The sequence below is a fragment of the Streptomyces sp. NPDC053474 genome (assembly GCF_044544845.1).
Classification (GTDB): Bacteria; Actinomycetota; Actinomycetes; order Streptomycetales; family Streptomycetaceae; genus Streptomyces.
Window position 1 is genome coordinate 1 of record NZ_JBITXV010000017.1, and the last position, 24141, is coordinate 24141.

Sequence of the window (24141 nt, forward strand, 5' to 3'; positions counted from 1 at the left end):
GGGGGGCGGGGCTGAAACAGCCTATTCATTCAGCCTTACGGCTGAATGCGCAGGGGAATTCCCCGTTGGGGAATTCTTTTTGTGGTTGATGTTGGCCCCCGTTGGGGGCCTAGTTTGCGCGTGAATTCTCCCGTTGGGATAATTCTGGTTTGTGGTGCGTTTCTTGGAATTCCTTCGGAATTCTTGGCCCCTGTCGGGGCCTTGTTTTTGATGGTTTTTCAGTTTTGTTGGTGGGGTGGGCTGTTGGGCCGCCCGGTTCGGGCGGCCGTGGTGGGTGTCTGGGGTGGTGGGGCCCTGTCGGGCCCGGGAGTGGGGGTGTGGAGGTCAAGTTGGGGGTGTGGGGTGGTGCGTTAGGCGCTGGGATGTTGTGGTGTTTGAGCTGGTGTTTTGAGGGGTTCTTGGGTGTGGTGTGGAGTCTTGCAAGATACAGATCCCCGGCTGGTTCTGGGCGGCCCTGGCCGTTGGCCAGGGCAGTTGGAGGGGGCTTCGGTCGGGGTTTGCTGTGGTGCGCTGTGTGCGGGGTGTGGGGCGTTGCAGGGTGCTGGTTACTCGGGTTCGTGGGGGCGGGAGGACCTTTTTCTGTGGCTATTCTCTGCTACTGTTCTGGGTCATTGTCTCGTCCCCTTGTATCATTTCGTGTCGCTGCTTTCTGGCATTCTCCAGGTGGTTTAGTGAGGGTTTTTCTCTGCACGGAAGTACTGAATAGGTTGTCGTTCTGACGGGGTTGCCGGAGCGTGGCCGGGCGGATTTTTGGGTGGTGCCAAAGGGGCGCCCGTTGGGCGCTTTCAGAGGCTGTTGGATGGCCGGTTCGGGGTGTCCGTGCGCGTGGGCGGTGGCTGGTTTCGGTGGCGGTCAACTCCCCCGCCTGTGGGGGGTGTCCGTGGGTATGTGGCTGTGGGCTGCCTGCCGGGCGCCTGTTCCTCTCCTCGGCGTTGTTGAGGCCGGCACTCGGCCCGGAGTGCAGTTGAGTGCCGGGGTGGGCGTGGATGGCGCTAGGGTGCGTCGAGCCTTGCAAGATACGAAGTCCCGGCGGGGGAAGCATGGTTGAGCGTGCGGCGCATCCGGTGCAGGCCGCGGTCGCCGAGGGGGTGCGCCAGCTGGTGGAGGCTGCCGTCGCGGCGGAGCAGCAGCGGGCGGCACGGCTGTCGGCACAGGGGAACCGGTGGCGTACGCGGGGGCTGACGCGAGCTCAGGCGGCCGCGGTGCGGGCGGCCTGGCGCAGCGAGCAGCGCCGGCTGCGGGCGGCGGGTGAGCTGCTGGACGTGCGGGACGCGCTGGTGGAGTACGGGGTGCGTGAAGAGCTGCGGGTGCGCGGGTGGGACCGGGCTTGGGATCCGGCGCCGGAGGAAGCCTGGGACCAGGGCCGTTGGCCCGGCTCCCGGGACAGAGGTCTGGGCGGCTACCCGGAGCGGGTGTCCGCGCGGCTGGAGGCTGCTCTGGTCGCTCAGACCGTGGCAGCGTGCTGGTGGACGTCGTGGCCGGCGATCCAGGCCCTGCGGGCGTGGCGGGACGCGAACCCCGGGCTCACCCCGCCCCGGTACCGCCTCGGCGAGGAAGACCTCAAGCACGTGGGGGGCCCGCTCGCGGCGTACGAGCGCCTGGCCGTGGGCGTGACCACGACCGGTGAGATCTGGCGGGCCGGCATCACCCGGGGCCTGGAGCGAGCCGCCGCGCTCACACGCTGAGCCAGCAGGCCCTCCCCCAACGCCTCCGTCCCGACACCACTTCCAGCACAACCTCGTCCGGCAAGGGCCGAGAAGCCGGAGCGGCGATGAACCGGGGGCCGAGCGCTCGGCACACCGCCGCCAGCCGCCAAGGAACTCGTGGCCGACCTGTCTCGCCGGGCGAAGGCCCGGGGGACAGCGGCAAGCTCGACGGCCAGGAGCAGGGGACCAGCGGTCGAGGCTGGGCAGCAGCGCCAAGACGTCGTGGGCGCGGCGTCGGGGCTGAGAGGCGGTGAGAAGCAGGGCCGGAGCACCTCAAACGGCGCAGCGGGGCGGGGTGTTGCCCTTGGCGGACGCCCGCTAGAGGCGCCCGTACGAGCTCAAGGCCGGGCCCCTGCCGGGGCCCGGGCGCCCGCCAGTGTGCGGGCCAGCTCACCGGGCCCGGGATGGAGGGCGTGGCATCGGTCAGCGGCATCGATCCGCAGGCGGGAGGGCGCACGGATGCCTGGGATTCCCAGGGCGGGAGCGCCCGGCCTGTACCGCCGTGGCCGTGGGGAGCGTCAGCGCTCCTCGGGGTCCTGGAGGTCAGGCAGCGGAGGGGGCGTGTCGATGATGACCGGCTTCCAGCTCGTAGCCGACTGCTGCGGATCGGTGTCGACCCGCGGCTGCTTCATGGTGGTCTTCTCCGACCCGCCGGGCGCCGACGGTACAAGGCGGACGGTGTGAGGGTCCTGGGCGGTCATGAGCCCTCGATGGGACGACTAGTCGAACGTACTGGGGCGGACTGGCAGGCAAGGGCGCATCCGGCCGTCTCACGGCCCCGGCTGGGCGCGCGCCCGGCCGGGGGGAGCGCCGCGGGTCAGCGGTGGGCGTCGGGCAGATTCTGGACGTAGGCGGCCTTCGTGCGCCAGGCCGTGGAGCAGCCCGGGGCGGTGCACACCACCAGGGAGTAGTCCGAGGGGGTGCGGGTGTAGCCGTTGAACGCCGAGTAGTTGCACTGGCGCTGGAGCACGACCCACGAAGGTCGGTGGGCGGGAGTGCGGCAAGCGGGCATGGTGGCCTTTCGTCGGGCCCCGGCCAGCGGCCGAGGCGCGGGGTGAGGGGTTCAGGCGGCGGCGTTGTGGCGGCAGGGGCCGCGGGCGGAGGCCCGCAGACTCCGTGTTCGCCCAGCCGCCAGGCGGCGGTGCCGCGCGCTCGGGAGCACCCGCGCGGCGTGCCCCGGCCGGTCGAGCGGTGGGGGCGCGCCGCGCGGGTGCTGTCAACCGGCGGCCAGCTCCTCGAACTTGTCGGTCTTGCGGTACACGCGATCGGGGTTCGAGGCGGTCACGTAGGCCACCGTGGCGCGGGTCCGTGCGACGGCGACGACCAGGCCCCGGCGGCACATCCCGCGCGCCCACACATACGCGATATCGCCGACCTCCGGGGCGGCGGCGCCGTCCCAGCCCGGCAGACCCCGCACGTTCGCGCGGGCGTCGACGAGGGGGCGCAGCTTCGGCAGCAGCTCGGCGTCGGCCCGCTCGACGTCGATCCGCCCGCGCAGCTTCTCCACGACGGCCTCCAGGGGGCCCGCCGGGCAGTCGAGGGGAGCACCGTCCACGGTGGCCGAGTGGAAGGACGCGCGGCGCCAGCGGTCACCGGCAACGGCCGGGTGGAAGGTGATGACGAGCTCACTGCCGCGGTAGGTCTCACGATGGACTCTGCGCGGCCCGGCGGTGCTGTTGCGGGCGCGCTCCTCGGCGCGCTCGTCCGCGGCCGCGGCGGCCTCCTCCAGGGTGGCGAACCGGGGCACCGGGGCCTTGGGGCCCGGCGTCCACAGCTCGAAGGGGGTGGCGGCGAACCGGTGGCCTGCGGGCCAGTCGTAGCGCTCCACCACACCGATGGTGTCCAGGCCCTGGGTCAGGAGCCACTTGCTGTCGGGCTTGATGTCGTCAGGGGTGACCGTGACCTTGAGGCGCATGCCAGTCCTTCCAGTGGGGCGTCTCCGAACCATTCGACTCTTAAGACAATACATGACGAGTGCAGGCAAAGCAAGCCTTAAGAGACATTGCTCGGTGGAGCAGCACCTGCACCACGACAGCCAGCCCCGGACCCGCAGCCGAGCACCGGCCGGCAGGAGCGCGCCCGCAGGAGAGGAAGCGCCCGCGCAGACCCGGCAAGGAGCAGCAGCAGCGGCGGGCCGGCCGTTGGCCGGCGGCGGGGCGGCCCCCTGCCGGGGGCGCCGGTCTGGGCGGGGGCCGGGCCCCTGCCGGGGCCCGGGCTGGCGGGTGCGGGCCGGGAGCCGCCGGCTCCCGGGTGAGGGGGCCGGGTGCCTCCCGGGTGCGGGGGGACCGGGCAGGAGCGGGGTCTTGGGCGGGGTATGAGCGTGCGGGCTCTCCTCGATGGTGCGTTCGCGACCCCGGGTGCGCCGGACGGCGGTGGGGCTGCTGGCGGAGTCGTGCTCTCGCAGCTGCGCGGGGGACGGTGGAAGGAGTTCCTCCTCGGCGGCGGACAGGGGCCCTGGGACCGGCCGCTGGGCGTGCTGTGGCGGCGGGTGGTCGCCGAGTGCGGGGCCGGGCAGCTGGCCGCCGAGCACGGGCTGGTGTGGGAGGACCTCCCGCACGACTCGAAGATGGTCCTCGCCGTGAGGGGTGAGGGCGGCGAGGTCATCGACGTCGCTGCGACCGCGTGCCGCACGCAGCAGGAGGTATGGGAGCGGGAGACGCGGTATGCGCGGGTCCACCGCCGGCTGCCGCAGGACCTGACCGGGCTGGTGCCCGCCGACGTCGGCGGGCTGCGCACGCAGCTGCTGGCGGCCGGCGACTTCCGCGACGGCGGCTACGGCGGCGAGCAGCGGCGGTGGATGCAGCGGCTGGTGACCGCGCTGGGCGGAACGGCCGCCTACCTGGCGGCCGTTCACTAGATCCCCGCTCCCTGGCCTTCGACGTGGTCACCACCGCACCCCTGGACTCCGGGATGCGTGCGGCGCTGCGGCTGCCGGCGCCGTGGTCGCTGATGGTCCACGAACCTGTGCCCCTGGCCGCGGCACAGGCCGACGACGACGGGCTCGCCGAGCTGATCGAGGCCGGTGGCTGCGTCGGCTACCAGCCCGCGGTCCTCGGCGCCCTGCTCGCCGCCCGCGCGGACGGGGCGGTGGACACCGCGGCCGGCTTCCTGCTGCTGGCCGCCCGCGATGCCGCCGGGCACCGGCGGGCAGTGCTGCAGCCCGCCGCCTGGGGCGACCACACCGGCGGACGCGTGCTGTACGGGTACGCCGCGCAGCTGGCGTTCGCCCGCTGGGCGCCGCCGCCCGCCCTGCCCGACATCTGCGGCCGGCCCAGTTCGCGCAGCACCCTGGCCCGCATCGCGCGCAGCGAGGCCGGCCAGGCCGGCGCCTGGCACCAGGTACGCGTCCTGGACTTCACCCCGCCGCCCGACCAGCCCCCGGCCGCCCGCCCCGAGCCCGCGGGCCGACGAGGGCCGCTCACGGCGGGCACCTGGCGGCGCGCCCACTGGAAACCGGGTGTGCGCATCGGGATCCGCGACGAGCACGGCCGGCTCGTGGGGCCTGTCTACAAGGAGGGCGCCATCGAGGGCCAGACCTTCACCCGGGAACGCTGCTTCATCCCCCGCACCCGGATCCGCCCCGACCTTCCCCTGGCACCCGCCACCACCATCTACCGGACGCCCCGCTAAGTCCCTGAACTCCGTATCAGCAGCTCAGGCATCAGGCCTCGGACGGGAACTGCTCAGGTCCCGGTCGCCACGAGGTTCAGCAGGGGGAGAGACCAGGAGAACCAGGAGATTCGGCCGCGTCGTGGGCCGGTATCGGACCTCCCATCCACCGGCGCGCAACAGGTCCGCGTACGCCTCGACGGCCACGAACTCCTCCGCCGCGGCGTCGTCGAAGGACACTCCGGAGAGCGCGCTCGGGAACAGCGTCCGGTGCTGGACCCGGGCCCGACCCTGTCCCGGCGCGCCCGGAGCTACCAGGAAGCCCGGCCGCACCACAGCTCCGGCCTCGCTGAACACCGCTGCCGGGTGGTGCTCTGCCAGCACGGCTACCGCGTCCGCCACGACCACGTCATCGACTGGATCCATACCGCCCTCCGCGTCCCCAGAAAACCCTCACCCACCGTACTCAACCTGTTCTACCGGGCGGGCAGCAGCGAAGTGGCGGCCGGGCCCCTCCGGCCGGGGGCGGGCCGGACGCGACGGGCGTCCAGGACGCCGGGGGCGCAGCATCCGCCCAACGGCCCCGCCACGTCACCGGAATCCGGCCGCCGTCAGCCATGCTCCTGTTATGTATTTCATTGCGTGAATTCCATGAATTCCCTTCCGGCGTCTCACTGCCTCCTTTTTTATGCCCTATTTGTAGTGCGACCTGTGTGCAGAGGGGGCGCGGAGCGGCCCTGCACCGGCTCGGGAGCCGTCGGGCAGCGCACAGCCCGCTCTGTGCGCCCCATACCGCGCGCTGCTGCCCCGTACGAGCCTCCGCGCTCCCCGGACGCCACACGCGCGGGCGCAGCAGCGGGCGCCCGCGGACCACCGCGCGGCCGCTCCCGGCGCGGCAGGCCCGGCCCAGCAGCAGGCTCCAGGGCGACATCGAGCTCGACCAGGACGAGCCAAGCCAGGGGCCGCCGACGCCGCACCGGACCGGACAGCAGGCCGCCCGCCCGAACTGCCCTCAGCAGCCGATGAGTTCGCACTCTTCCTCACGGCGGCCGCTCCCGCCGCAGGGCGAGGGGCAGGAGGCGGGGACGCAACCAGCGGACCGCGCGGGACCCGGCCCGGCGGGGGAACAGGCCGGACCGCACCAGAGCCAGCGGACGCCCGCCCGCGACCGCCTCGACAAGGCAGCCGCCGCCGCGGCGAGCACCGGCGGACCGCGCCCTTGACCACCGCCCCACGCCCGCCGGAAGGCGGGCAACAGCCCGGGCCCCGGAGTGCCGGTCATGACCCAACCGGCACTCCGGCCCGGCCCACCGGGCCCCGCACCGCGCGCGACCTCAGGACCAACCGGCGCCCCGCGCACGCCTCCTCGCCGCCCGCGGGCGCGCAGCACGACCACGCGGGCGCGGCGGCCTCACCCGGCCCGGCGCCGGCCTCGGCCCCGCGCGGTCCGGCACACACCGGACGCAGTCAGGCGAAGCGCCCGCAGCCACCACGGCGCGCCCCTGCCCTGCCCCGGGGCCGTCCGGAGGCGAGAGGCCGCACTCCCTTCGGCCCCGGCCGGGTGCGGGCTGAGCCGTACCGCAGCGAGGCACCCCCGACCGGACAGGACACGACTTCGTACGGAGCCGTCGGCGGGCCGTGAGGTCAGCGGGGGTACGAGCCAAGCGGACGGCCTCCTGGAGAGTGAACATGCGGGCCGCCGTCAGCCAGTTCGTCCTCGCCGAGGATGCGGGCGGCCTCCCGCGGAACGGTGCGGCGCAGCGGCCGCTCCCGGCGAAGGAGCGCGGAGCGCACTCCCTGAGGGGACGTCGAACTCGACCAGGACGAAGTGGAGCCGGGCGACGACACCGGCCGGCGCGCCGCGCGGGCCCCGGGAGCACGCGGCGCGCCCGAAAACCCTTCGGTGCCCGCCGAGCCCGGCAGACTCCCGCATCCGGCCCTCCAGCGCGCGCCGTCCGCACGGCCTCGGCGTGCCCTCCGCCGCCGTCAGCGCGGCGGCAGGCGGGGCCCCGGCCCCAACGCGACGGAGAACGGGCCGACCGCACCGGCCCGGCGGTCCCGGCAGCCACCGGCCGGGCCCTCTCGGCGGACACAGCGCCCGCCCACGACCGCCTCAACGCGCCAGCACCCGGCCGCGGCGGCGAACGCGCGCCGAGCGGCAGACACCAGGCGCAGGCGCGGCTTCCATGCCTCGCGGAGGGCCAGCAGGCGCTTCGGCGCCGCCGTTGAACCCCATCGGCGGTCCGGCCTCGGGGCGTCCCGGCTCGCCGAGCGGCCGCCGGGGCCGCCCCGCCAAGCGCGGTCCGCCTCTGCACGGAGTCGCGCTGCCTGCCGGGTCTGGCGCCCCCTCCCACCCGCATGTATAGTCTTAAGAGGCACACAGGTTCGCCTGCCCGCCACACCAGGAGGACCCCGTGCCGAGCAGCACCCACGCCCCGGCCCCCGTGCCGCGCCGTACGCGCGAGCAGGTCATCGCCGACCAGCTGGAAGTGATCGGCCGCGCTGTCACCCACCGCCACCCTCGCCGACCGGCTCCGCTCCATCGACGCCACCTCGCCCCCGGCCTGCGCTACAGCGCCTTCTCCGGCGCCGTCAGCCTCCTCACGGCCGCGGGCCGCACGCCCCAGTAGCACAAACCCCGGCTCCGCACCCCGCCCACCCCCGACCGGAAGGCCCGCCGTGCCCCACTCACCCGCTCGCGAAGGCCAGTTCAGCGTCACCGTCACCAAACCCGGCTTCGACACCCTCCACGTGGGGCCGTTCACCGACGAGTGGAGCGCCCGCGGATTCGCCCACGCCCTCGCCCACGGCATCCGGGGCACCGGCGCGCCCCAGGGCACCACAGCGGACATCACCGCCCACGACCCCAGCCTGCCCCACCTGTGCCTCCCGGCCGCCGAACCCGCCGCGCTCGCCCGCCAGATGCACTCCGAGCTCGACCAGCCCGGCCCGGCCGGCTTCCCCGACCTGTTCACCCGCCTCGTCGCGCACCGCGGCTGGGAGAACGCCGCCCGTGCCTGGCTCCACGCCCGCGCCCACCTCACCTCCGCCGACCAGAACGGCTGAGCAACCCCGGCGCACGACGACCGGCCCGCCCCACGGTGTCGGGGTACCGGCGCTCCCCACCGGCACCATCGAGCCGCCGCCCCGTCGAGCACACGACGCCGAGCCCGCCGACGGCTTCGCACGAAGCCGTCGGCGGGCCGCGGGAAGAAGGCCGGGCGCGGCGCGGAGCAGCCCGTCTGCGGGAGTCAGACGGCCGGGCAGACCGCGAGGCCAGCGGCTGTACGAGCGGAGCGGACTGCCTCCCGCAGGGTGAACATGCAGTCGACATCAGCCAGTTCATCCTCGCCGGGGATGCGGGCGGCCTCCCGCATCGAGCGCAGGGCCGCCGCCGCGACGACCGCGGCCGGGGCGGCCGTGGTGTAGATCCGCTCCCACATCGCCGGCACGGTGAGCCATCCGCCCGCCCGTACCCCGCAGACCGCGGGATTGCCGATGTGGCTGGCGCCGACGAGCCGGTCCAGAAGGTCCGCGGCCGCGCGCAGCAGGCCCGCGCCCGCCTCTTACCCCGCGGCCGCCTCCAGCGCCATGTACACGGCCTGGACCAGGGGCGCGTCGTGCACCATGGCCTCGTCGGCGGCGTGTTCGACCACAGCGGAGCGAAGGCCCGCGGGGGCGGCGAAGCCGCCCTGCGTGCGCAGCAGGGCGTGCTTCAGCTCGTGATCCTTCACCGCCCAGGCCACCGCCTCATCCACCCTGCAGGCCGCTTCCTCCCCGCCGACGCCGAGGCCGGCGAGCAGCTGGGCGGCCAGCCGGCGGGCGGGCTCGACGTGGGCAGGCTCCCCGCGCACAACGCGCGGGCCGAGCTCGCGCAGCAGCTCGGTGTACTTGCCCGTGCCGCCCGCGGCCTTCAGCACCCGGCGGGGCCACCGAGCCCACAACGGCCCCACCCGGACGGCGGGGGCGAGCGCCACCGCCCCACCGCCCCGCTACTCCGCCTCACCGCCGAGCCGCAGCCCACGGCCAGCGGCCCAGCACGCGCACGTTGCCTGCCACAGCAGAGCTCCCGGCCGCCGACGTCCCGACCCGCGCCGGCGAGCGCTCCCGCTGTGGCAGGCCGGGGGCGGCGAGCGCGGCCCGCCACAGCTCCGCAGCACCTGCGCGGCCGACGGGAGCGGGCTGTCGGCGCCGGTGTGCGGGGTACGGGCGGCGATCGCCTCCAGCAGGCGGGAGATGGCGGCCACGCCCTGGCCGGTGCCGTCTGCCACCTCGGTCCACCAGGTGGTGGGTTCGCCCAGGAGGCCGGGGTCGTCCAGGAGGGCGTGCGCGAGGTGCTCGGCGGCGCCGGGCATGCCGGCGCGCAGCGCGGTGAGCAGCTCGGCCCGGTCCAGGACGGCGAGCAGCTGCCCGTCGGGGCGGCTGGCGGCGGGGCCCCCGCCGTGGGGCGCCGGGGCGACTGGCCGGGCGCGGGGCCCCGCCCCTCAGCCCCAGGACACCGCACGCCCCTGGGCCGCGCACCACGCAGCCAGGTCATGGAGTTCGGCAAGGCGGTCCTGGAGGTACCCGGCCGGACGGCCGCAGTCGATGACGCGGCCCTCCTGCACGGCCGGGACCCCCGCGTCGGCAGGCTCAAGAGCCAGCGCGACCAGGCAGCGGCCAAGGAAGTCCTCGGCCGCCGCACCCCCAGCCAGGTCGCCGTGCTCGTCGGCCAGGCCGAGCACGTCCAGGACGCGGCGCGCGTTGGTGTTGGCGAGGTTGACCGAAGGGACGTCCCCGTCGGGGTCGAGAGCGATGATGAACGGACGGCAGCGGCCCGGGTCCTGGCAGCCCGGCAGCTCGACCAGGTCGGGCTCGGCCGGGTAGGCCGCGCAGGCCGCCTCGTAGGTGGCGTACGGCACCGTGGCAGCCTCGGCCTTGGCCGCCGGGCAGCAGCAGCTGATGATGAACGCCGAGCTGGGGATGCAGGCGGCAGTGAAAGTGACAGACATTGTGCGCTCCTCGCTCCCGTCGGCCGTTCCCGCCGACCCCGCCCTGACTCTTAAGACTATACATGGCGCGAGTCTTGACCCGCAAGTCATAAGAGACACATAGAGTTGACTGGCGCGCGAGGGGCGCAGCGGGCCGGTCCGCGCACGCCCCGGACGGCCGGGCCCACAGCGGACCAGGCGAAAGCCGCACTCCGGGCCCCGGCGCCGGCACCAGCGGCCGCCGCGACCCGGCCGCCGCCAGGGGCCCGCGGGCGCCGGATCTCGCGCGGCCCGGGCGCGGCGGCGCGAGCGCGCCGCCTACGCCGCGCGGTCACCGCGCACTCCGCGGCCGCCGGGCACAGGAGCAGGGCCCGCCAGCCCCGCCCGGGGGCACGGCCGACCGCACCGGCGGCGGTCCGGGCAGCAACCGGCCGGGGCCCTCTCGGCGGACACAACGCCCGCCCGCGATCGCCTCGCCGCGGCGGTGCCCCCGGCCGCGGCTGCGAGCACCGGCCCTGACGCCGCCCCCAGCCGCCAGCTCACGCCGACCGGCGCACAGGCGCGGCCTCCAGGTCACGCGGAGGGCCAGCAGGCGCCTCGGCACCGCCGTTGAACCCCATCGGCAGTCCGGCACCGGGACGTCCAGGCCCTCCTCGCCGAGCAGCCGCCGGGGCCCGCGTCGGCGCCCGCAGACCGCAGGCCGCGGCGAACTCCACGCATTCAGGTTCACCGCCCGCCCTACCAGGAGGACCCCGTGCCGAGCACCCACGCCCCGGACCCTGCACCGCGCCGTACACGCGAGCAGGTCATCGCCGACCAGGCCGAACCCGCCGCGCCCTCCCGCCAGATGGACCGCGAGCCCGACCGGCCACCCCGACCTGTTCACCCGCCTCGTCGCGCACCGCGGCCGGAGAACGCCGCCCGCCCCTGGCTCCACGCCCGCGCCCACCGCCCGCCGGCCAGAACACCTGAACCGGCCCGGGCGGCAACGACCTGCCCCACGCGGGCGCTCCGACCGGCGCCCGGCACGCACACCGGCAAGCCGCCGCCACCGCCGAGCACAGGACGCCGAGCCCGCCAAGGACGAAGCGGAGCCGGGCGACAACCGACGCGGCGCGCGGGCCCGGACAGCACTCGGCCAGGCCCTCGTAACGCACACGACGACGAGCGGGCAGCCACCCGGCGGCGCGGGCAACACCACCGCGCAGGGGAAACTGGGACAGCGCCCCGGCGGCGCGGGCGATGTCCGGCCGATGCTGCCCGCCGCCGGGGACCCCTACTCGCATCAGGACTACGCGAGCGGCGACGAGGACGTGCTCCTGCCGCAGCCTCGGCGGACGAGCGGCCACCGACCGCGCCCAGCAGCGCACGGCGCCCCGTTCCGGCGGCCGGGAGCAGCAGACCGCCCACCGCCAGGAGCCCGCCGCGAGGCCCCGCCGCCGTCAGCCCGCAAGCCGCCGAACGAAGTCAGGCCCCCCTACCGAGCGACAGCGGCCCTGCCAAGGCGCGGTCCTCTGCGCACGAGTCAGCCCTCGCCCCCGTCGTCGTCCAGGTCCCTCGCGGTGACGTTGCAGGCGTAGTCGGCCCGCTCCAGATCGGCCGCGACCTCGTAGAAGGTCCTGCCCCTGGGGAGCGTGCCCCTCAGGACGAACCGGGACGCAGGGAAACTGATCACCACCTCCGTGACCCGGGCGCTCAACGTGTAACCCGGCAGCGGCAGGTCGAGCGATGCGCCCAGGGCGAGCGGCACATCCGTGGGGGCCAGATCGAAGCTGAGCTCCGCGTACTCCATGACCAAGGTGACCTTCATAAGCGCTCTCCTCGTTGAGAGGGGCCGGTACGGCCCCGGCGAGAACGCAGGCTTCCCGCCCCGCGCCCCTCAAACGGCATCCGCCCGCCCGGGAACTGGGCCCGGGCGGGCGGGAACTGGGCGATCACGCCCCGCGGGGCCATCGCCTCTGCGCACCGCCCAGCGGCGCGGCAGGCGGCACCCCGCCGCGTTCTTCCTCGGCCCGCAGCGGGGGAACCAAGCGCCTTCGCGGGGACTCGAACCCCGTCCACCAGGCCGACAACCCGGCGCCCTAACCCATGGACCACGAAGGCATCACCAGCACACCACCGCCAGCACCGGCACGGGTGCCCGTACTCCTGCAGGGACTCGAACCCCGGTCTCCGGATCCGTAATCCGGCGTCCTCTCCACTGGACGACAGGAGCACGCCCCCACCGCGCGCAGGCGGGAAGCGAGGCGGACGCGCGGCCCGCAGGCCGCACTGGTCGCATGTCCCGCCCCGCACGGGGCAGCAGCCGCAGGCCCCCGAAGGGGGGCGGAGGCCTGCGGCAGGACCCCCGGCGCCCCCGGCCGAAGCCGGGAGGCACCGCGAGCCCCAGTGAGCCGACGGGATTCGAACCCGCTCCTGCCCCCGGCCCACCCCCCGCAGGGGGTGCTAGGGGGCCGTGCACACCAGTCACTCCAGCTCCAGGAGGTAGCGACCCTCCCTTCAACCCACGCACTGATCAGGCACGCAGATCCGAACAACGCCGGGGCGGGACGACATCAGCCTCACCGGCCCGCCATCCCGAACCCCCAACGACTCTTAAAACAATACACGGATCGGGGGCGGAACGCAAGCCATAAGAGACAGAAAAACAGGCGACAGCCCAGACGACCAACGACACCCGTCCCGGCGGAACGCGCCACAACCCAACCCCAGCGACTCTTAAGACTCGAAGAGCCGCGCCCGCCCCGGTGCGTCCGGCCCGTACAAGGCGACGGCCGTCCGGTCGGCCGCATCGAGCCCTACCGTCATCAGGACCCAGCTGGGCGCAGAGCCGCGAGCGGGGAGCGCCGACCCTTCCCGAGCCCGCGCAGCAGCTCGAAGTCGACCTCGGGGTGTGCGGCGGGCAGCGCGTCGACGTCCTCGGCACGGAAGAGGTCCACGTTCACCGCCCCGGCCTTGCTCGTGCCGTACTGCACCTTGGCTGTTTCCGTGGGCGTGATCCAGCCCAGCCGTCGCATATGGTCGAAATCGCACCGGCGTATGCCCAGCCGGTCCTTCGCCTGGTCCGGGCCCAGCGGGGTATCCGCAGCCACCAGGACGGCCAAGTCCGGGCGCGCGCAGACCTCGTCGACCTGACCGGGATGCAGCAGCGACCCCTTCGGGTCGGCACTCAGATCGTGCAGCAGGCCACGAGCGATGAACCGCCGCACCACGAACGACTTCACCGGGTTGGGCGTCCCCAGGGCCCGCGCGATCCGGTCGGCCGCCGCACTGCCGCAGATGGGCTCCCCAGGCAGCGCTTCGGCGATCGCAGCCGCGTCCATCTCCTCCACCGCAGTCCGCGACCACCTCCAGGCGTCGATGTCCGGCTCCCGCACCAGACCGACATGCCGGGCCCACCGGAACGCCGCCCGGTGCACCCCCAGACGCGCCACAGCCTGACCCTCGTCGTAGTCCGCCCGCCGCACCATCAGCACACCCCTCCCACACCCACCAACAGATGAATTAACGTGACAAACACTCCCTAAAATGTCAACACCCTTACAAGTCAGGCAACTTGCACTCGCGGCAGCGTCCACACGGACGGCCTTCGGTGCAGGCCGGAGAAGCTGTCGGCCTGTGGCGGACGCTCGATAGGCCCATGGCTGAGACCTCCGACGCGATGGTGCAGCTCCGCACGGGCGGCGCTCCTGTCCCTGAGTCGCTGCTGATCCTCTTGCTGATGAGGATGCGCACGCTTGCGGACACCGATCCTGCCGCCCTGGTGGAGCTGGCCGCGGTGAGCCGCGATCCGCAGCACCGCGTGCGGCCCGGCAAGGCGGAGATCCTGTCGTCGTTCGGATTCGAGGTCGGGCCGCGTGGGCCGCGGGACCGCACGGTGCGGGACGTGGTGCTGGCCGCAACCGAGGGCGAGGGCCGGTCGCTGCGGCTGGTCTCCCCGCTCCCGGACTCCGAGGAGACCCGCGAGCGCGACCGCCACTGGATGCGCCGGGCCCTTGCCCTCGCCGGGCAGTGCCCGAGGTCGGACAGCGCGTACGCGGTCGGCGCGGCGAGTTGACGGGCGCCGGCGCCGAGCTGGCCTGCGGGCACTCACGTCCGCCACACGACCTGCGCGCCCGCGCCGAAGAGGCCGCGCTCACCCAACTCGCTGAGGATGACCCGCGGTTGGTCGGCGCCACCCTCTACAGCACCCTTGAGCCGTGCTCGCAGCGGTCCGCCGACCGTACGCCGTGTGCGCAGCTGATCCTCGCGGCCGGCATCACCCGCTGCCATCGCATGGCCCCGCCGCTGGAAAGCCGAACGGTCGATCGGCTGGATCATGAACGCCCGACGCAACTGCCGCGACTACGAACGCCTTCCCCAGCACTCCGAAGCCCACCTGAACTGGGCATTCATCACCCTCATGACCCGACGGCTCACCCGCAAAGGCTCTCGCGAGGACATCTGGACGAAGAATTCCCGCCCCGTGGACTGATCCTCATTCCAAGCCACGCGGAGAGCTGCTGGCGAAGACATCGACGAGTGCCCGCGCGGCAGCCACGAGCTGCGGATGGTCACCCCAGCTATTCGCTCGGCCCATGGCGTTCCCGCCCAAATCTGACAGATGGGCAGAGTAGAACGCACGACCCGCCTCAGTGGCCTCATAGAACTGGCAGTCGTCATCCCGCGGCACGCCCGCCGGGATGGGAGCGATCAGACCAGCTCGGAGCAGGGGCTGAGCATGCGTGTCCAGCGCCAGCAGCGATCCGAAGTAACGGATATCGCAACCCTCCACCGTGCCACGCAGCAGTCCCAACTCGTGCACCGGCAAGTCCTCCATCGTCACCTCCTCGCCCTCGCTACAGCCTGCCACACGGGACAGACCTCGCGGCCGACTGTTGAAAGACACCTACTGAGCTACGGACCTGCCGCACAACACGGAGCGGCCGCTCCCCACTGTCCGGCACCACCGGGACCGATCACCCCCAGTGACTCTTAAAACTATACCCGAGTCGGGGGCAGCACGCAAGCCATAAGAGACGCCCAGAGAGCGGGCGGCGACGGCCCGGACGGCCAACGGCGCCCCGGCGGAGCGCGCCACAACCCAACCATTCGACTCTTAAGACTTGCACTCGCACTATTCGGCACGTATAGTCTTAAGAGTCATAAGGTGAGACGGCGACCACCCGGAGGGGCCCCGATGTACAGCGACGAGAGCAGCAGCGACGAACTCGAAGCCATCCGCACCGAGCGCCTGGACATCGACCTGAAGATGGCACGGATGCACGCCGAGGCCGACGCCTGGCACGCCGTGCGCGACCGCGGGTACTGCAACCACGGCTCCGCCGTCGGCTACCGCAACCCGCCGGTCTACGAGGTCCAGAGGCTCCTCAAGCCCGGCCAGCTCATCTGCACCGCCGGATGCTCCACGATCTTCCACGACGACGAGGACTGGTACGCCCAGCTCGACAACCCGATGGCCAACCCCGTCCCCCTGCCCGCCCACACCCCCACGCCCGCCAGGAAGTGAACCCCGCCCTGCGGGGCCCGGAAAGGGCCCCGCAGGAACAGCACAGCAGCCCACCCGCCACCATCCGCCCTGGAGTACCCGTGCCCACGCCCGCCCAGGCCATCTGGCGTTTCGCCGACCACGACGTCGTCCGCACCAGCGAGGGCCGGACCTGGCACCGCGGCCTGCGCCACAGCCAGCAGTGGACCGCCCCCGGCGGTGACACCTCCTGCGGGATCGACGACAACGCCGTACGCAGCCTGCTGTCCACCGACCCCCGCGCCGTCTTCACGCCCGCCGGGCCCGACGCCTACGCGCCCCTGCCGGGACGCGTGCTGGACACCCCCGAGACCCTGCGCCTGCTCGACATCCGCCCGGCCACCGGCGCCACCCTTCACCGCCAGGTCCTGGACCGCGTCAGCGCGTTCGCCGGGAGCACCACCGGCGGCCGCCGCACCCCTACCCCCGGGCTCCGGCCCGCAGATGTCCGCGCCTCCCTCCTGGGCACCGCTCAGCGCCACCGCGCCGCCCGGATCACGCTCGACCGCGCCCACGGCCGCGTCCACGCCCGCTACGCCATCGCCAGCACCCTGCACACCCACACCTACGTACTGACCACCTCCTGACACCCCACCACCCCACGCGCCCACCCGCGGCCTTGCCCTCGCCCGAAGAACACCGGTCGGGGGCAAGGCCGTTCAGCGCTCGTCGTACGGCGGGCGAGCAGGCGCAGACACTGCCGCCGCCCGACCCCGGGAGCCCGTGACCGCTGCGGCCGAACGGCGGCGCGGCGGCCGGACGACCAGGGCGCCGCGGAGCAGCGGCGGGCCGGGCGTTGGCCGGCGGTGGGGGCGGCCCCCGCTGGGGGCGCCGTTCGGGGCCGGGGCCGGGACGGGTGCGGGCCGGGTGCCGTCGGCGCCCTGGACTCCCGCGCGGCGGGAGTCGGCCGCGGCATCGCGCCGACCGACGGGCCAGCGCCCTTCGCTGCCTTTCGCCGCCTTTCGCGTCGCCGACTCCCTGTGCGCAGCGTGCAGCTGCCGCGCGCACCGGCGCAGCGCTCCCCCGCGCTGCTTCACCGACTTCCTTCGACCCGAACCAGCCCCACCGCCCCCGGCACTGCCGGGGGCTTCGTGCTTCCTGGAGGACCGCGTGCCCACGTACGAGACCTCGCACCGCTTCACCGCCGACCACGACCGCCTCACCCCTGAACAGCGCCACCGCTTTCGCCAAGCCGTCACCTTCTTCGTCGACGACCTCCGCAGCGACGGCCCGTTCCGCTCCGGCCTGCGCATCAAGGGCGTAAGGCGCGCCCCCGGCGTCTTCGAACTCACCTGGGATGGCAACGGCGGCCGCGCCACCTGGGCTTATGGCCCGCAGATAGTCCCCGGCGAGCAGCACATCGTCTGGCGCCGCATCGGCACCCACGCAATCCTCACCGCCCCGTAGACCAAAGAGCCCGCTGGGCCGGACCCCCACAGGACCGGCCCAGCGGCGGAGCGCGGAGCGGGCGTGACGGCGGGCGCGGACGGCCGCGGGCGCGGGCGGCGGGGGCCGGCGGGACGGCAGGGCGGCCAGCGTACGGCGAGCACGCCCAGAGGAGCTCCGGCCGGGGCAGCCGGAGCGGGCGGCGGGACGCGACCGAGCGGCAGGGCAGCGGCCCCGACGGCATCAGCAGGGCGTTCCAGCGCACCGACGAAACCCCCGGGACCAGGGCAGACGCGCCGCCCCACCGAGGTTGCTTCCCGTGCTCTCAGTGATCGTTTCCCGTATTCGCACCTTCCGGGGCCAGGTGGTCGGCCGCCAACTCCCACTGCTGGAGGAAATGTGGGTCGGAGGGCATCGCCTGGGACAGTGAACGGCCGTCGGCTGCAAGCTGCTCCCGCGTGACCAGGCGTCCGGCAGCCCTGGTGGCCCCACTGGTCAGGTGCGGGCAGAACTTGAGGGCGAGGTACATGCACGCCTCGTGCAGGGCGGCCTGGAGCACCGCGCCCTTCGGGGTGGCCAGCACCCAGGCTTCATCAGGGAGCGCTTCACCGCACACCTGGCACCGCCACCCGTTGTGCGCGGCAGCCAGCCGTTCGGCGTCCAGCGCACGCCAATACGTGCGCACCCGCGTACGTGGTGCGACCCAGGGAACCGGCAGGCCACCATGGACCGGCCTCGGCAGCCCCACGACAGGCGGAACCGCCAGGTCGGCGTCCTTGAGCGCACGCCATACCGGGACCTCGATGCCGAGCGCCGCGCACTCCATGTTGCCGCAAAAGAAGCGATCGTCTGCGTACTCAAGCGGTCCCTGGCACTCAGCACAGGGCAGGTCGTCGGGCCCGGTCATGGGTCACGTCCTTTCTGAAGTCGAAGTTTCGTCAGTGCAACGGCCCCACTTTCGTCGGTGCTCATTCCAGCCGGGGAGGGCGCGGACAACAGCACCGGCCCCGGCGCCCGCCAGGGCAACAGCACCGCGGCACCAGGCGAAGCCGCCGAACCGCAGCAGCCCCGTCCAGGCGGCGAGGCAGCGCTTTGCGCCCTGCGCACCCGGAAGGCGGGCAGCGGCGGCCGGGCATACGCGCTGGCGCTACGGAGCCATACAGCTCAACCCTCCCCGGACACCGGCGGAACACCGACCTCGGCCACGCGCTTGCCGTGGTCAGCGACGCGCCGCAGGAAGCTGTCGATGCGCTCGCCCGGAGTACCCGCCGGGAACTCCGCCTCATAGTCCAGCAGCCCATCCCGGCCGAAGACCTTGAACACACGGTCCCTGTCAGTGACGCTCGAAGCCATCGCGGTACCCTTCCCTCAGAACCATTTGACTCTTAAGACTATACATTCACCCCTCCGCCGACGCAAGCCTTAAGAGTCAGATGGGAAGCGAGAACGAATACGTCACCCTGACGGTGGCGGTCAGGAGAGGAGGGACGGAAGGCGGCCTCTGTGACCTTCTGCTCACCAACCATGCGGACGTGCTGTTCGTCGGCCACCAGGACGGAGTGAGACCCACGGCCCGGACACTCGGCGCACACCCCGCCAGCTGGACCTAACCAGATCCACGCACCCGCCGCCAACGAAGCCTGCCCCTGGGCGCACCGGGCGCGAAACCGTGCGTGTCGGGGTACACGTGCACGGCCGCCTGCCAGGCGTCCTCACCCCATCCCGCCCCCGCCCCTGGTCCCGCGCCACAGCCTCCGGGCGGCCGGCGGGCGATCAGCGGGGTGCAGGACGGTCCGGCACACCCGGGTGAAGTCGTCGACCGCATCCTCGACCTCAGCCTGATCACGCTGGGCGAAAGTCAGCTGGCTGTGCAGCAGTTCGTCGACGCTCCGGCCCACGGCGACCGCCGCCGCCCAGTCGCGCAGCCGCGTGCACAGGTGCTCGACCGTTTTGGAGGCGATCGAAGCACGGTGTGCGGCTTCGTCGGGCCCTTCGACGGCCACCGCTGCGACGGCCCTCGCAACCGTGGCCCGCTGGTCGTCGGTATCCCGGACCCCGGCCTGCACGACGGCCAGGTCGAAGCTGTCAGCGGTGAAGGTCTCCAGCAGCAGAAAAACAGCGTCCTGCCGGGCGAGCAGTGCGGTCGCGCAGGCGCTGTAGACCTGCCGACGGGCCTTCAGCTCTTCGGCTTCAGCCTGCCCCCGGCTCGTGATCCTGGCTGCGCCCAGCACACCGCCCGCTCCGGCAAGGGTGCCGAGCAGGGTCCCGCCGATGCCAGAGAGGCCCAGAAGTGTTGTTGCGTCCATCGGCGGATTATCGACGCGTCCAACCGGTCGCGATGTCCGGCTGCGGGCATCGCAGACCGGTGTCCTCTGCCACTACGCGCATGTCCTCCACACATCGTCAAACAGGGCCCACGCCGGTCTCGCAGCGCGGGCCCGGGTGTGCTCCGTCAGCAGACGCGCACCGCACAGCCGAAGAACCCCAAACAGGCTCACCCTCAACCTCCACCCCCAGGACTACGAACTACCCGCCCGCCCGGGAGCGCCTCGCGGCCCGTCCAGCGGCCCCACTCCGATCCTTGACCACGGCCAGGGCGCGCGGCGCCGGGCAAGCCCGGCGAAGTCGCCCGGAGCCAAGCCGTGGGGCCCGGCTCCACCGAAGCCCGGCCCCACGGCAGAGGGCTACACCCCGGCGATCTTCTGAAGGTCAGCGAAGAAGCGCTGCGCCTCCTCCGGATACGTGTCCTCGCCGGTCATCTCGTCGCGCTCCGTCTGCTTGTGCAGGTCGTACTCGAACCATTCGAGCCAGTTACGCAAAGCCTTCTCCAGCATCGACTGGGAGATCGTCACCACCGGCTCAGCGGGTTCGGGCTTCGCCACCTGCGCGCGGGTCCGGATCAGGCCCGCCGTCATCCGGCCGATCTCGGCGTAAAGGTCCTCGGCCAACTGGGCCTGACCCTCGACATCCAGACCGAAGGCCGCGGTGAACCTCCCCGCCCGCAGCCGCTCCCCCATCACCAGCAGATGCCCAACCACCTCGGCCTCAACCCCCGCCTCGGACTTCGACCCACCGGCACCGCTCTCCATGCCGTACTCCTTCCATAACCATTACTTGACTCTTAAGACTATACCATCCGCACGGGAGTGACGCAAGCCTTAAGAGACGTTTGATCATGGGGAGCAGCACCCCCCAAGGGCCCGAAATCGCCGACAAGCTCACCGTGCCCCGGCACTCCAGGGCACGGCCCCACCACCCGTCAGCCCGCAGGCCGCCGAGCGAAGTCAGGATGGACACAGGGGCCGTCGTAGGCCCCGGAGCGCGGGTTGTACGGGTAGACCCGGGCGGCGGCATCGAAGGAGCGGCAGAGCTTAAGGACGAGGCGAAGCAGGTACCCGCTGCTTTCGGGCTGCGCATCCAGGTAGAACCACACCCGGCCCGGCCCGAACTCCCAACCGGCACCCTCCCGCTCTTCACCCCGAGGCCACACACCCCACTGCTCGTGGAAGGCCTGCCAGTACCGAGCGACACTCTCCGCAGGATGGCCCGCGTAAGGCTCTCGGCCAACGACAGCGCCAGGCACGTCCCGCATCCGAGTGATGCCGTGCATGCTGTCCCCAAGGCCGCATCCGTCGAAGGCTTCCGGCGCGGCAGTCACCGTCCAGACCTCCGGTTCGGACCCCACACCGGCCGCCACGACCGTGACCGTTCCGTCGAGATTGCGGCGCTCCCAGCAGCGGGAGACCGGGCTCTCGCCGCCCACTGCGCGGAAATCCGCGCCGGGAGTCCAGCGCGGGGCGTCCGCGAAGGTGTCGGCCTGGCAGACAACCGCGACAGCTACATCACCGCCCCGGTAGCCACTGGCGCGCGACATCTTGATAGCGCGGATCATGCGGCGACGCAGACTGCGGTACATACTCGACCCCTCAGACACCCGAACCGTTTCGACTCTTAAGACTATACACTCCATGCAGGGATAGCGCAAGCCTTAAGAGACGATTGGAGTGTGCGGGGAACATGCCACCGATTGGCGGCAGACCGCGAACCAGGGAGCTCCGGCGCGGCCGCCAGTCACACCCCCGCCCGCCAGGGGCAGCGAAGCCGGATGCGGACGTCACCCGACATGGCTGCACAGCTGGTGCCGCCTCCAGCGCCGAGCCACACGGTTCGGCGGACAACACCGGACGACGCAAGCACGAATGGACAGCTCGGGACTCACGGGCAGGCACTGCACCCACCCAGGGTTCGCCGGGCGGCGAACTCGACAGCCAACACGGCATACCGGGCGACCTCCTCGGCGGCGCCAGCCTCGTCCTGCCGGACGATCGTGGTGCCACCAGGGTTCGACTCCTCGGCCAGATAGGCGTCCATCGCCGCCCCGGGCGTGGCATGCCCCGTGGAGCAGAACCAGAGGCGTGCTCCACGTCCCACTCGTGATCGAACTCTTCGTCCGGCTGGTACGGGTGTAGACAAAGCGCCAGAAGCCGATGCCCCAGCAGCCGTCAGCGGCCTCCCAGGTGACGCTCTCACGACTGCAGCTCATCCCTCTCCATCTCCACTACCTCGGGCCGCAACGAGGTACGCGGCACCACGGGAACCCCGTCGGGACGCGAGCGACCCGCCTGGAGAGCTCCGCGGACAGAGCGCGCATCCCCGAGCGAGGCGGCCCGCCGCGAACATCCGACGGGCCGTTTCCGGCTCTCCGCGCGGTGGCCGCGCCTGCCGGGTCAGCTCCCGTAGGACCGAACCCTCACGATGCGCGGCGCGATGACATTGCAGCCCGGGCAGAAGTGGCCGGACCGGCCGGGAAAGGTCCCGATCCGGGACCCGCTGAACGAACAGAACCAGTAGTCCTTGCCGTCGAAGTCGGTGCTGCGGACGGCACGGATCGTCTGGGCCGAGGTCGGCGACGGAATCTTGACGGAGCTGGACACGATGTCCTCCAAATGAAAGTAGGGGGAGTGGGAGGGCGGATCACCTCCACACGTCTCTTAAGACACTACCCTGGGGTGATGCGGAGCGCAAGTCTTAAGAGTCGCACGGCTGGCAGTCGCCGGGCGCCGAACTACCAGTCGCTGGCGGCCGGGGTGCCGTAGCCCTCGTGGTGATGGTCAGTTGAGCAGTCTCGGCACAAGGGGCGGTTGCAGATCCGGCAGGAAGTGGCCGAGGACGAACCGCAACCGAAGCACGGCGCCGAATCAGATCCGGCGTCTTTGTCCTCTGCGGCAGTACGGGGAGCCTCCAGGCTCGGACCGAGCTCGGCCTGAAGACGCCCGGCTTCCAGTCGCGTCCACCTGATAGCGCCGGCCGGGGTGCGCGCCTGCTCGTCGTAGTGCTCATCGCCAGGCCACGGGTAGTGCTCGACGATCCGGCACCCGCGGCCCCAGTCCGCCTCCAGCACGGCCCGGACCGTCTCCGCCGCATTGGTGATGCTCATACCGGTGTCCCCCGGAAGCTCGGTCACCACCGACAGCGTGCTGCCGTCGGCCAGAGCCCAGGTACGGCAGTGCCGCCGGACGGCTCTCTGCCCCGGGACGGTGTAGACGATCGGTCCGGTCCTGATCAGCCGTGCGGTCAAGGTTGTTCTCCTCTGGGGAAGTTCGTCGGGGTGGTCCGCTGAACGGCGGTCCCGCCGCGCCGCGGTCGCAGCCGGGGTCCCGCAATACCGTCGCCGTACCTCACCAACAGCAGGGGCGGGCCCTGGGGCGGTTTAGGGGTCAGCGGTCGACGGCAGACGCCCGGAGCTGACTGGTCGCACGGTGTAGCCCGGCGAGTTCGGGCCGAACGCGGCCAGGTCGTCAGACCAAGGACGTGCAGCCAGCTTCGGGCTCGGTGTCGAGTGCCACGTCACGACGCCACTCACGCTTCTCCCGAGCGCGTTCCCGTCCATGGGCGTAGGAGCGGGGGTTGTGGCCGGGGCAGCAGTCGTGACGGCACAGGCCCTGGCGCGTCATCATCCGGGTGTGCATGGAGAGGTCCCTTCAGGCGAGTTGAATCGATGTCGCGCCCACCGTGGTATCCGACCTCGACGGAAGCCGGTACGCGGTGCTGCTGTCGGCGGCGAGGCGCCGCCGACCGCGCCCTGGCCGCCGTCACAGGGAGCGCGTGGCGGCGAACTGCTCATGCATCGCGAAGGTGTCCAGGTAGCCCACCCCTCGCTCGGCGCGAAGGCGGTCGACACGGCGCACCTTGTCCTTGGCTGTGGGGGCACAGGTCCTGCTCGACGCGAGGCCGCCTGGGGCGGGGATGCGCACCGCTCGCCCGGTCATCGGAAGTCGTGAGCAATCAGCCAGCCGGGCTCGGCTGCCGTCCGGCAGCCGAGATATGCCGCGGCGGCGCGCAAGGTGTCGTCGCGCTCTGGCGAGGGCGCAAGGCCCTGGACCGGCCAGCAGGCGCCGGGCGGCACTTCGTCGACCTGGAGAGTCACGGCGCGCATGACAGTTCCCTTTCACGTGAGGGGGCGGAAGCCTCGCCTAGTCGACTCTTAAGACAATACACGGAAGGCGCTGGAGGCGCAAGCCTTAAGAGCCATTCCACTGCCCCGCGCGATGGGGCACGGTGAGCAGCGCCGCGCGGCCGCCGCGAGGCGGCGCCGGGGCGCCCCGCCAAGAGCCGGACGCCCGTAGCCCCGACGGCCGCAGGCCCCAGGTCGGCCCCCCACCCCGCCAGCGCCAGCGGGTGGCAGGGCGGATCAACTGCCCCCTACGACCCTCCGGTTCAGTGCGGGCTACCGCTCGCGAGGGTCGCAGCGCCGACCTCTATCGCGTACGCGCCATTGGCGGCGACACGGCGACGGAAGGCGTCGATGCACTCGCGCGGGGTGCCCGCCGGGAACTCAACCGTGCCGCCCAGCTCTCCATCCCGCCCCCAGCGCAGGAACACGCGCGCCTCGCGGATGTCATCCGAAGCCATAGCAGCCCCCTCTCCTTCGCGGGAGCCCCCG

The 24141-nt window shown here is 72.6% G+C and carries 31 protein-coding genes, 2 tRNA genes and 1 pseudogene; 11 read left to right on the forward strand and 23 right to left on the reverse strand.

Annotation, left to right across the window (positions count from 1 at the left end):
* Positions 1 to 1040 precede the first annotated feature (1040 nt).
* Positions 1041 to 1685 (forward strand): hypothetical protein, encoded by a 645-nt coding sequence (locus ACIG3E_RS32445; protein ID WP_399623140.1) that lies wholly within the window; start codon positions 1041 to 1043, stop codon positions 1683 to 1685.
* A gap of 838 nt (positions 1686 to 2523) precedes the next feature.
* Here the strand turns inward: ACIG3E_RS32445 and ACIG3E_RS32450 are convergent.
* Entirely contained in the window at positions 2524 to 2676 is a 153-nt protein-coding gene (locus ACIG3E_RS32450) for a hypothetical protein (RefSeq protein WP_399623141.1), read from the reverse strand.
* A 246-nt stretch (positions 2677 to 2922) separates the two neighbouring features.
* The gene (locus ACIG3E_RS32455) at positions 2923 to 3621 is read right to left on the reverse strand and encodes a hypothetical protein (RefSeq protein ID WP_399623142.1); all 699 of its coding nucleotides are present in this window, start codon (positions 3619 to 3621) and stop codon (positions 2923 to 2925) included.
* Between the two features lie 477 nt (positions 3622 to 4098).
* On the opposite strand from ACIG3E_RS32455, the gene ACIG3E_RS32460 reads away from it, so the two are divergent.
* Together ACIG3E_RS32460 and ACIG3E_RS32465 are read left to right on the forward strand one after the other, a co-directional pair.
* Entirely contained in the window at positions 4099 to 4563 is a 465-nt protein-coding gene (locus tag ACIG3E_RS32460) for a hypothetical protein (RefSeq protein WP_399623143.1), read from the forward strand.
* A 23-nt stretch (positions 4564 to 4586) separates the two neighbouring features.
* On the forward strand, positions 4587 to 5336 hold the full coding sequence (locus tag ACIG3E_RS32465; RefSeq protein ID WP_399623144.1) for a hypothetical protein: 750 nt from the start codon (positions 4587 to 4589) through the stop codon (positions 5334 to 5336).
* A 24-nt stretch (positions 5337 to 5360) separates the two neighbouring features.
* On the opposite strand, the gene ACIG3E_RS32470 is transcribed toward ACIG3E_RS32465, so the two are convergent.
* A complete protein-coding gene (locus tag ACIG3E_RS32470; RefSeq protein ID WP_399623145.1) occupies positions 5361 to 5741 on the reverse strand; it encodes a hypothetical protein in 381 nt (126 codons plus the stop codon).
* A gap of 1988 nt (positions 5742 to 7729) precedes the next feature.
* Between ACIG3E_RS32470 and ACIG3E_RS32475 the strand changes: the two genes are divergently transcribed.
* Positions 7730 to 7945, forward strand: coding sequence for a hypothetical protein (locus ACIG3E_RS32475; protein WP_399623146.1), 216 nt, complete (start codon positions 7730 to 7732; stop codon positions 7943 to 7945).
* Positions 7946 to 7994: 49 nt separating this feature from the next.
* Positions 7995 to 8381 (forward strand): hypothetical protein, encoded by a 387-nt coding sequence (locus ACIG3E_RS32480; protein WP_399623147.1) that lies wholly within the window; start codon positions 7995 to 7997, stop codon positions 8379 to 8381.
* A 185-nt stretch (positions 8382 to 8566) separates the two neighbouring features.
* On the opposite strand, the gene ACIG3E_RS32485 is transcribed toward ACIG3E_RS32480, so the two are convergent.
* The 8 genes from ACIG3E_RS32485 to ACIG3E_RS32520 all read right to left on the reverse strand — a co-directional run bounded on the left by ACIG3E_RS32485 (position 8567) and on the right by ACIG3E_RS32520 (position 13755).
* Positions 8567 to 8758 (reverse strand): hypothetical protein, encoded by a 192-nt coding sequence (locus ACIG3E_RS32485; RefSeq protein ID WP_399623148.1) that lies wholly within the window; start codon positions 8756 to 8758, stop codon positions 8567 to 8569.
* Between the two features lie 123 nt (positions 8759 to 8881).
* Positions 8882 to 9292, reverse strand: coding sequence for a hypothetical protein (locus ACIG3E_RS32490; protein WP_399623149.1), 411 nt, complete (start codon positions 9290 to 9292; stop codon positions 8882 to 8884).
* 15 nt (positions 9293 to 9307) lie between these two features.
* On the reverse strand, positions 9308 to 9670 hold the full coding sequence (locus ACIG3E_RS32495; RefSeq protein WP_399623150.1) for a hypothetical protein: 363 nt from the start codon (positions 9668 to 9670) through the stop codon (positions 9308 to 9310).
* Between the two features lie 129 nt (positions 9671 to 9799).
* Entirely contained in the window at positions 9800 to 10306 is a 507-nt protein-coding gene (locus tag ACIG3E_RS32500) for a hypothetical protein (protein WP_399623151.1), read from the reverse strand.
* Positions 10307 to 11810: 1504 nt separating this feature from the next.
* Positions 11811 to 12095, reverse strand: coding sequence for a hypothetical protein (locus ACIG3E_RS32505; RefSeq protein ID WP_399623152.1), 285 nt, complete (start codon positions 12093 to 12095; stop codon positions 11811 to 11813).
* A gap of 221 nt (positions 12096 to 12316) precedes the next feature.
* Positions 12317 to 12388: transfer RNA gene (locus tag ACIG3E_RS32510), tRNA-Asp, on the reverse strand.
* A gap of 40 nt (positions 12389 to 12428) precedes the next feature.
* Positions 12429 to 12500, reverse strand: a tRNA-Arg gene (locus tag ACIG3E_RS32515).
* Between the two features lie 592 nt (positions 12501 to 13092).
* Positions 13093 to 13755, reverse strand: a complete 663-nt coding sequence (locus ACIG3E_RS32520) for a hypothetical protein (protein WP_399623487.1) — start codon at positions 13753 to 13755, stop codon at positions 13093 to 13095.
* A 170-nt stretch (positions 13756 to 13925) separates the two neighbouring features.
* Between ACIG3E_RS32520 and ACIG3E_RS32525 the strand changes: the two genes are divergently transcribed.
* From ACIG3E_RS32525 to ACIG3E_RS32535, 3 genes and pseudogenes are all read left to right on the forward strand, one after another.
* The gene (locus tag ACIG3E_RS32525) at positions 13926 to 14342 is read left to right on the forward strand and encodes a hypothetical protein (protein ID WP_399623153.1); all 417 of its coding nucleotides are present in this window, start codon (positions 13926 to 13928) and stop codon (positions 14340 to 14342) included.
* Positions 14297 to 14494, forward strand: a pseudogene (locus tag ACIG3E_RS32530) (hypothetical protein); the annotation flags it as partial. The gene ACIG3E_RS32525 and the pseudogene ACIG3E_RS32530, both read left to right, overlap by 46 nt.
* A 109-nt stretch (positions 14495 to 14603) precedes the next feature.
* Positions 14604 to 14759, forward strand: coding sequence for a hypothetical protein (locus ACIG3E_RS32535; protein WP_399623491.1), 156 nt, complete (start codon positions 14604 to 14606; stop codon positions 14757 to 14759).
* 3 nt (positions 14760 to 14762) lie between these two features.
* On the opposite strand, the gene ACIG3E_RS32540 is transcribed toward ACIG3E_RS32535, so the two are convergent.
* Positions 14763 to 15104: a hypothetical protein gene (locus ACIG3E_RS32540; protein WP_399623493.1), complete on the reverse strand. Its 342-nt coding sequence runs from the start codon at positions 15102 to 15104 to the stop codon at positions 14763 to 14765.
* A gap of 360 nt (positions 15105 to 15464) precedes the next feature.
* On the opposite strand from ACIG3E_RS32540, the gene ACIG3E_RS32545 reads away from it, so the two are divergent.
* The 3 genes from ACIG3E_RS32545 to ACIG3E_RS32555 all read left to right on the forward strand — a co-directional run bounded on the left by ACIG3E_RS32545 (position 15465) and on the right by ACIG3E_RS32555 (position 17219).
* Positions 15465 to 15794 carry a hypothetical protein gene (locus ACIG3E_RS32545; RefSeq protein ID WP_399623154.1) on the forward strand — a complete coding sequence of 110 codons (330 nt, stop codon included), beginning with the start codon at positions 15465 to 15467 and terminating at the stop codon, positions 15792 to 15794.
* An 80-nt stretch (positions 15795 to 15874) separates the two neighbouring features.
* Positions 15875 to 16399, forward strand: a complete 525-nt coding sequence (locus tag ACIG3E_RS32550) for a hypothetical protein (protein ID WP_399623155.1) — start codon at positions 15875 to 15877, stop codon at positions 16397 to 16399.
* 523 nt (positions 16400 to 16922) lie between these two features.
* The gene (locus ACIG3E_RS32555) at positions 16923 to 17219 is read left to right on the forward strand and encodes a hypothetical protein (RefSeq protein WP_399623156.1); all 297 of its coding nucleotides are present in this window, start codon (positions 16923 to 16925) and stop codon (positions 17217 to 17219) included.
* A 304-nt stretch (positions 17220 to 17523) separates the two neighbouring features.
* Here ACIG3E_RS32555 and ACIG3E_RS32560 read toward each other — a convergent pair whose 3' ends face one another.
* The 11 genes from ACIG3E_RS32560 to ACIG3E_RS32610 form a co-directional block, all read right to left on the reverse strand.
* Entirely contained in the window at positions 17524 to 18105 is a 582-nt protein-coding gene (locus ACIG3E_RS32560; RefSeq protein WP_399623157.1) for a hypothetical protein, read from the reverse strand.
* A gap of 257 nt (positions 18106 to 18362) precedes the next feature.
* Positions 18363 to 18551: a hypothetical protein gene (locus ACIG3E_RS32565; RefSeq protein WP_399623158.1), complete on the reverse strand. Its 189-nt coding sequence runs from the start codon at positions 18549 to 18551 to the stop codon at positions 18363 to 18365.
* A gap of 359 nt (positions 18552 to 18910) precedes the next feature.
* Positions 18911 to 19504, reverse strand: coding sequence for a hypothetical protein (locus tag ACIG3E_RS32570; protein ID WP_399623159.1), 594 nt, complete (start codon positions 19502 to 19504; stop codon positions 18911 to 18913).
* Between the two features lie 378 nt (positions 19505 to 19882).
* A complete protein-coding gene (locus ACIG3E_RS32575) occupies positions 19883 to 20287 on the reverse strand; it encodes a hypothetical protein (RefSeq protein ID WP_399623160.1) in 405 nt (134 codons plus the stop codon).
* Between the two features lie 170 nt (positions 20288 to 20457).
* Entirely contained in the window at positions 20458 to 21114 is a 657-nt protein-coding gene (locus ACIG3E_RS32580) for a hypothetical protein (RefSeq protein WP_399623161.1), read from the reverse strand.
* Between the two features lie 299 nt (positions 21115 to 21413).
* A complete protein-coding gene (locus ACIG3E_RS32585; protein WP_399623162.1) occupies positions 21414 to 21629 on the reverse strand; it encodes a hypothetical protein in 216 nt (71 codons plus the stop codon).
* A gap of 296 nt (positions 21630 to 21925) precedes the next feature.
* Complete coding sequence (locus ACIG3E_RS32590) at positions 21926 to 22132, reverse strand: hypothetical protein (protein WP_399623163.1); 207 nt, start codon at positions 22130 to 22132, stop codon at positions 21926 to 21928.
* A 131-nt stretch (positions 22133 to 22263) separates the two neighbouring features.
* Complete coding sequence (locus ACIG3E_RS32595) at positions 22264 to 22776, reverse strand: hypothetical protein (RefSeq protein ID WP_399623164.1); 513 nt, start codon at positions 22774 to 22776, stop codon at positions 22264 to 22266.
* 514 nt (positions 22777 to 23290) lie between these two features.
* Positions 23291 to 23467, reverse strand: a complete 177-nt coding sequence (locus ACIG3E_RS32600; RefSeq protein ID WP_399623165.1) for a hypothetical protein — start codon at positions 23465 to 23467, stop codon at positions 23291 to 23293.
* Complete coding sequence (locus ACIG3E_RS32605) at positions 23464 to 23634, reverse strand: hypothetical protein (protein WP_399623166.1); 171 nt, start codon at positions 23632 to 23634, stop codon at positions 23464 to 23466. Before ACIG3E_RS32605 ends, ACIG3E_RS32600 begins: the two co-directional genes overlap by 4 nt.
* Positions 23635 to 23915: 281 nt before the next feature.
* A complete protein-coding gene (locus ACIG3E_RS32610; RefSeq protein WP_399623167.1) occupies positions 23916 to 24110 on the reverse strand; it encodes a hypothetical protein in 195 nt (64 codons plus the stop codon).
* Between the last annotated feature and the right edge of the window lie 31 nt (positions 24111 to 24141).

Coding starts and splice junctions, on each gene's coding strand:
- ACIG3E_RS32445 (WP_399623140.1), top strand. CDS start 1,041: ATGGTTGAGCGTGCGGCGCATCCGGTGCAGGCCGCGGTCGCCGAGGGG.
- ACIG3E_RS32455 (WP_399623142.1), bottom strand. CDS start 3,621: ATGCGCCTCAAGGTCACGGTCACCCCTGACGACATCAAGCCCGACAGC.
- ACIG3E_RS32470 (WP_399623145.1), bottom strand. CDS start 5,741: ATGGATCCAGTCGATGACGTGGTCGTGGCGGACGCGGTAGCCGTGCTG.
- ACIG3E_RS32485 (WP_399623148.1), bottom strand. CDS start 8,758: ATGTGGGAGCGGATCTACACCACGGCCGCCCCGGCCGCGGTCGTCGCG.
- ACIG3E_RS32495 (WP_399623150.1), bottom strand. CDS start 9,670: ATGCCCGGCGCCGCCGAGCACCTCGCGCACGCCCTCCTGGACGACCCC.
- ACIG3E_RS32500 (WP_399623151.1), bottom strand. CDS start 10,306: ATGTCTGTCACTTTCACTGCCGCCTGCATCCCCAGCTCGGCGTTCATC.
- ACIG3E_RS32505 (WP_399623152.1), bottom strand. CDS start 12,095: ATGAAGGTCACCTTGGTCATGGAGTACGCGGAGCTCAGCTTCGATCTG.
- ACIG3E_RS32520 (WP_399623487.1), bottom strand. CDS start 13,755: ATGGTGCGGCGGGCGGACTACGACGAGGGTCAGGCTGTGGCGCGTCTG.
- ACIG3E_RS32525 (WP_399623153.1), top strand. CDS start 13,926: ATGGCTGAGACCTCCGACGCGATGGTGCAGCTCCGCACGGGCGGCGCT.
- ACIG3E_RS32535 (WP_399623491.1), top strand. CDS start 14,604: ATGAACGCCCGACGCAACTGCCGCGACTACGAACGCCTTCCCCAGCAC.
- ACIG3E_RS32540 (WP_399623493.1), bottom strand. CDS start 15,104: ATGGAGGACTTGCCGGTGCACGAGTTGGGACTGCTGCGTGGCACGGTG.
- ACIG3E_RS32545 (WP_399623154.1), top strand. CDS start 15,465: ATGTACAGCGACGAGAGCAGCAGCGACGAACTCGAAGCCATCCGCACC.
- ACIG3E_RS32560 (WP_399623157.1), bottom strand. CDS start 18,105: ATGACCGGGCCCGACGACCTGCCCTGTGCTGAGTGCCAGGGACCGCTT.
- ACIG3E_RS32565 (WP_399623158.1), bottom strand. CDS start 18,551: ATGGCTTCGAGCGTCACTGACAGGGACCGTGTGTTCAAGGTCTTCGGC.
- ACIG3E_RS32570 (WP_399623159.1), bottom strand. CDS start 19,504: ATGGACGCAACAACACTTCTGGGCCTCTCTGGCATCGGCGGGACCCTG.
- ACIG3E_RS32575 (WP_399623160.1), bottom strand. CDS start 20,287: ATGGAGAGCGGTGCCGGTGGGTCGAAGTCCGAGGCGGGGGTTGAGGCC.
- ACIG3E_RS32580 (WP_399623161.1), bottom strand. CDS start 21,114: ATGTACCGCAGTCTGCGTCGCCGCATGATCCGCGCTATCAAGATGTCG.
- ACIG3E_RS32600 (WP_399623165.1), bottom strand. CDS start 23,467: ATGACCGGGCGAGCGGTGCGCATCCCCGCCCCAGGCGGCCTCGCGTCG.
- ACIG3E_RS32605 (WP_399623166.1), bottom strand. CDS start 23,634: ATGCGCGCCGTGACTCTCCAGGTCGACGAAGTGCCGCCCGGCGCCTGC.
- ACIG3E_RS32610 (WP_399623167.1), bottom strand. CDS start 24,110: ATGGCTTCGGATGACATCCGCGAGGCGCGCGTGTTCCTGCGCTGGGGG.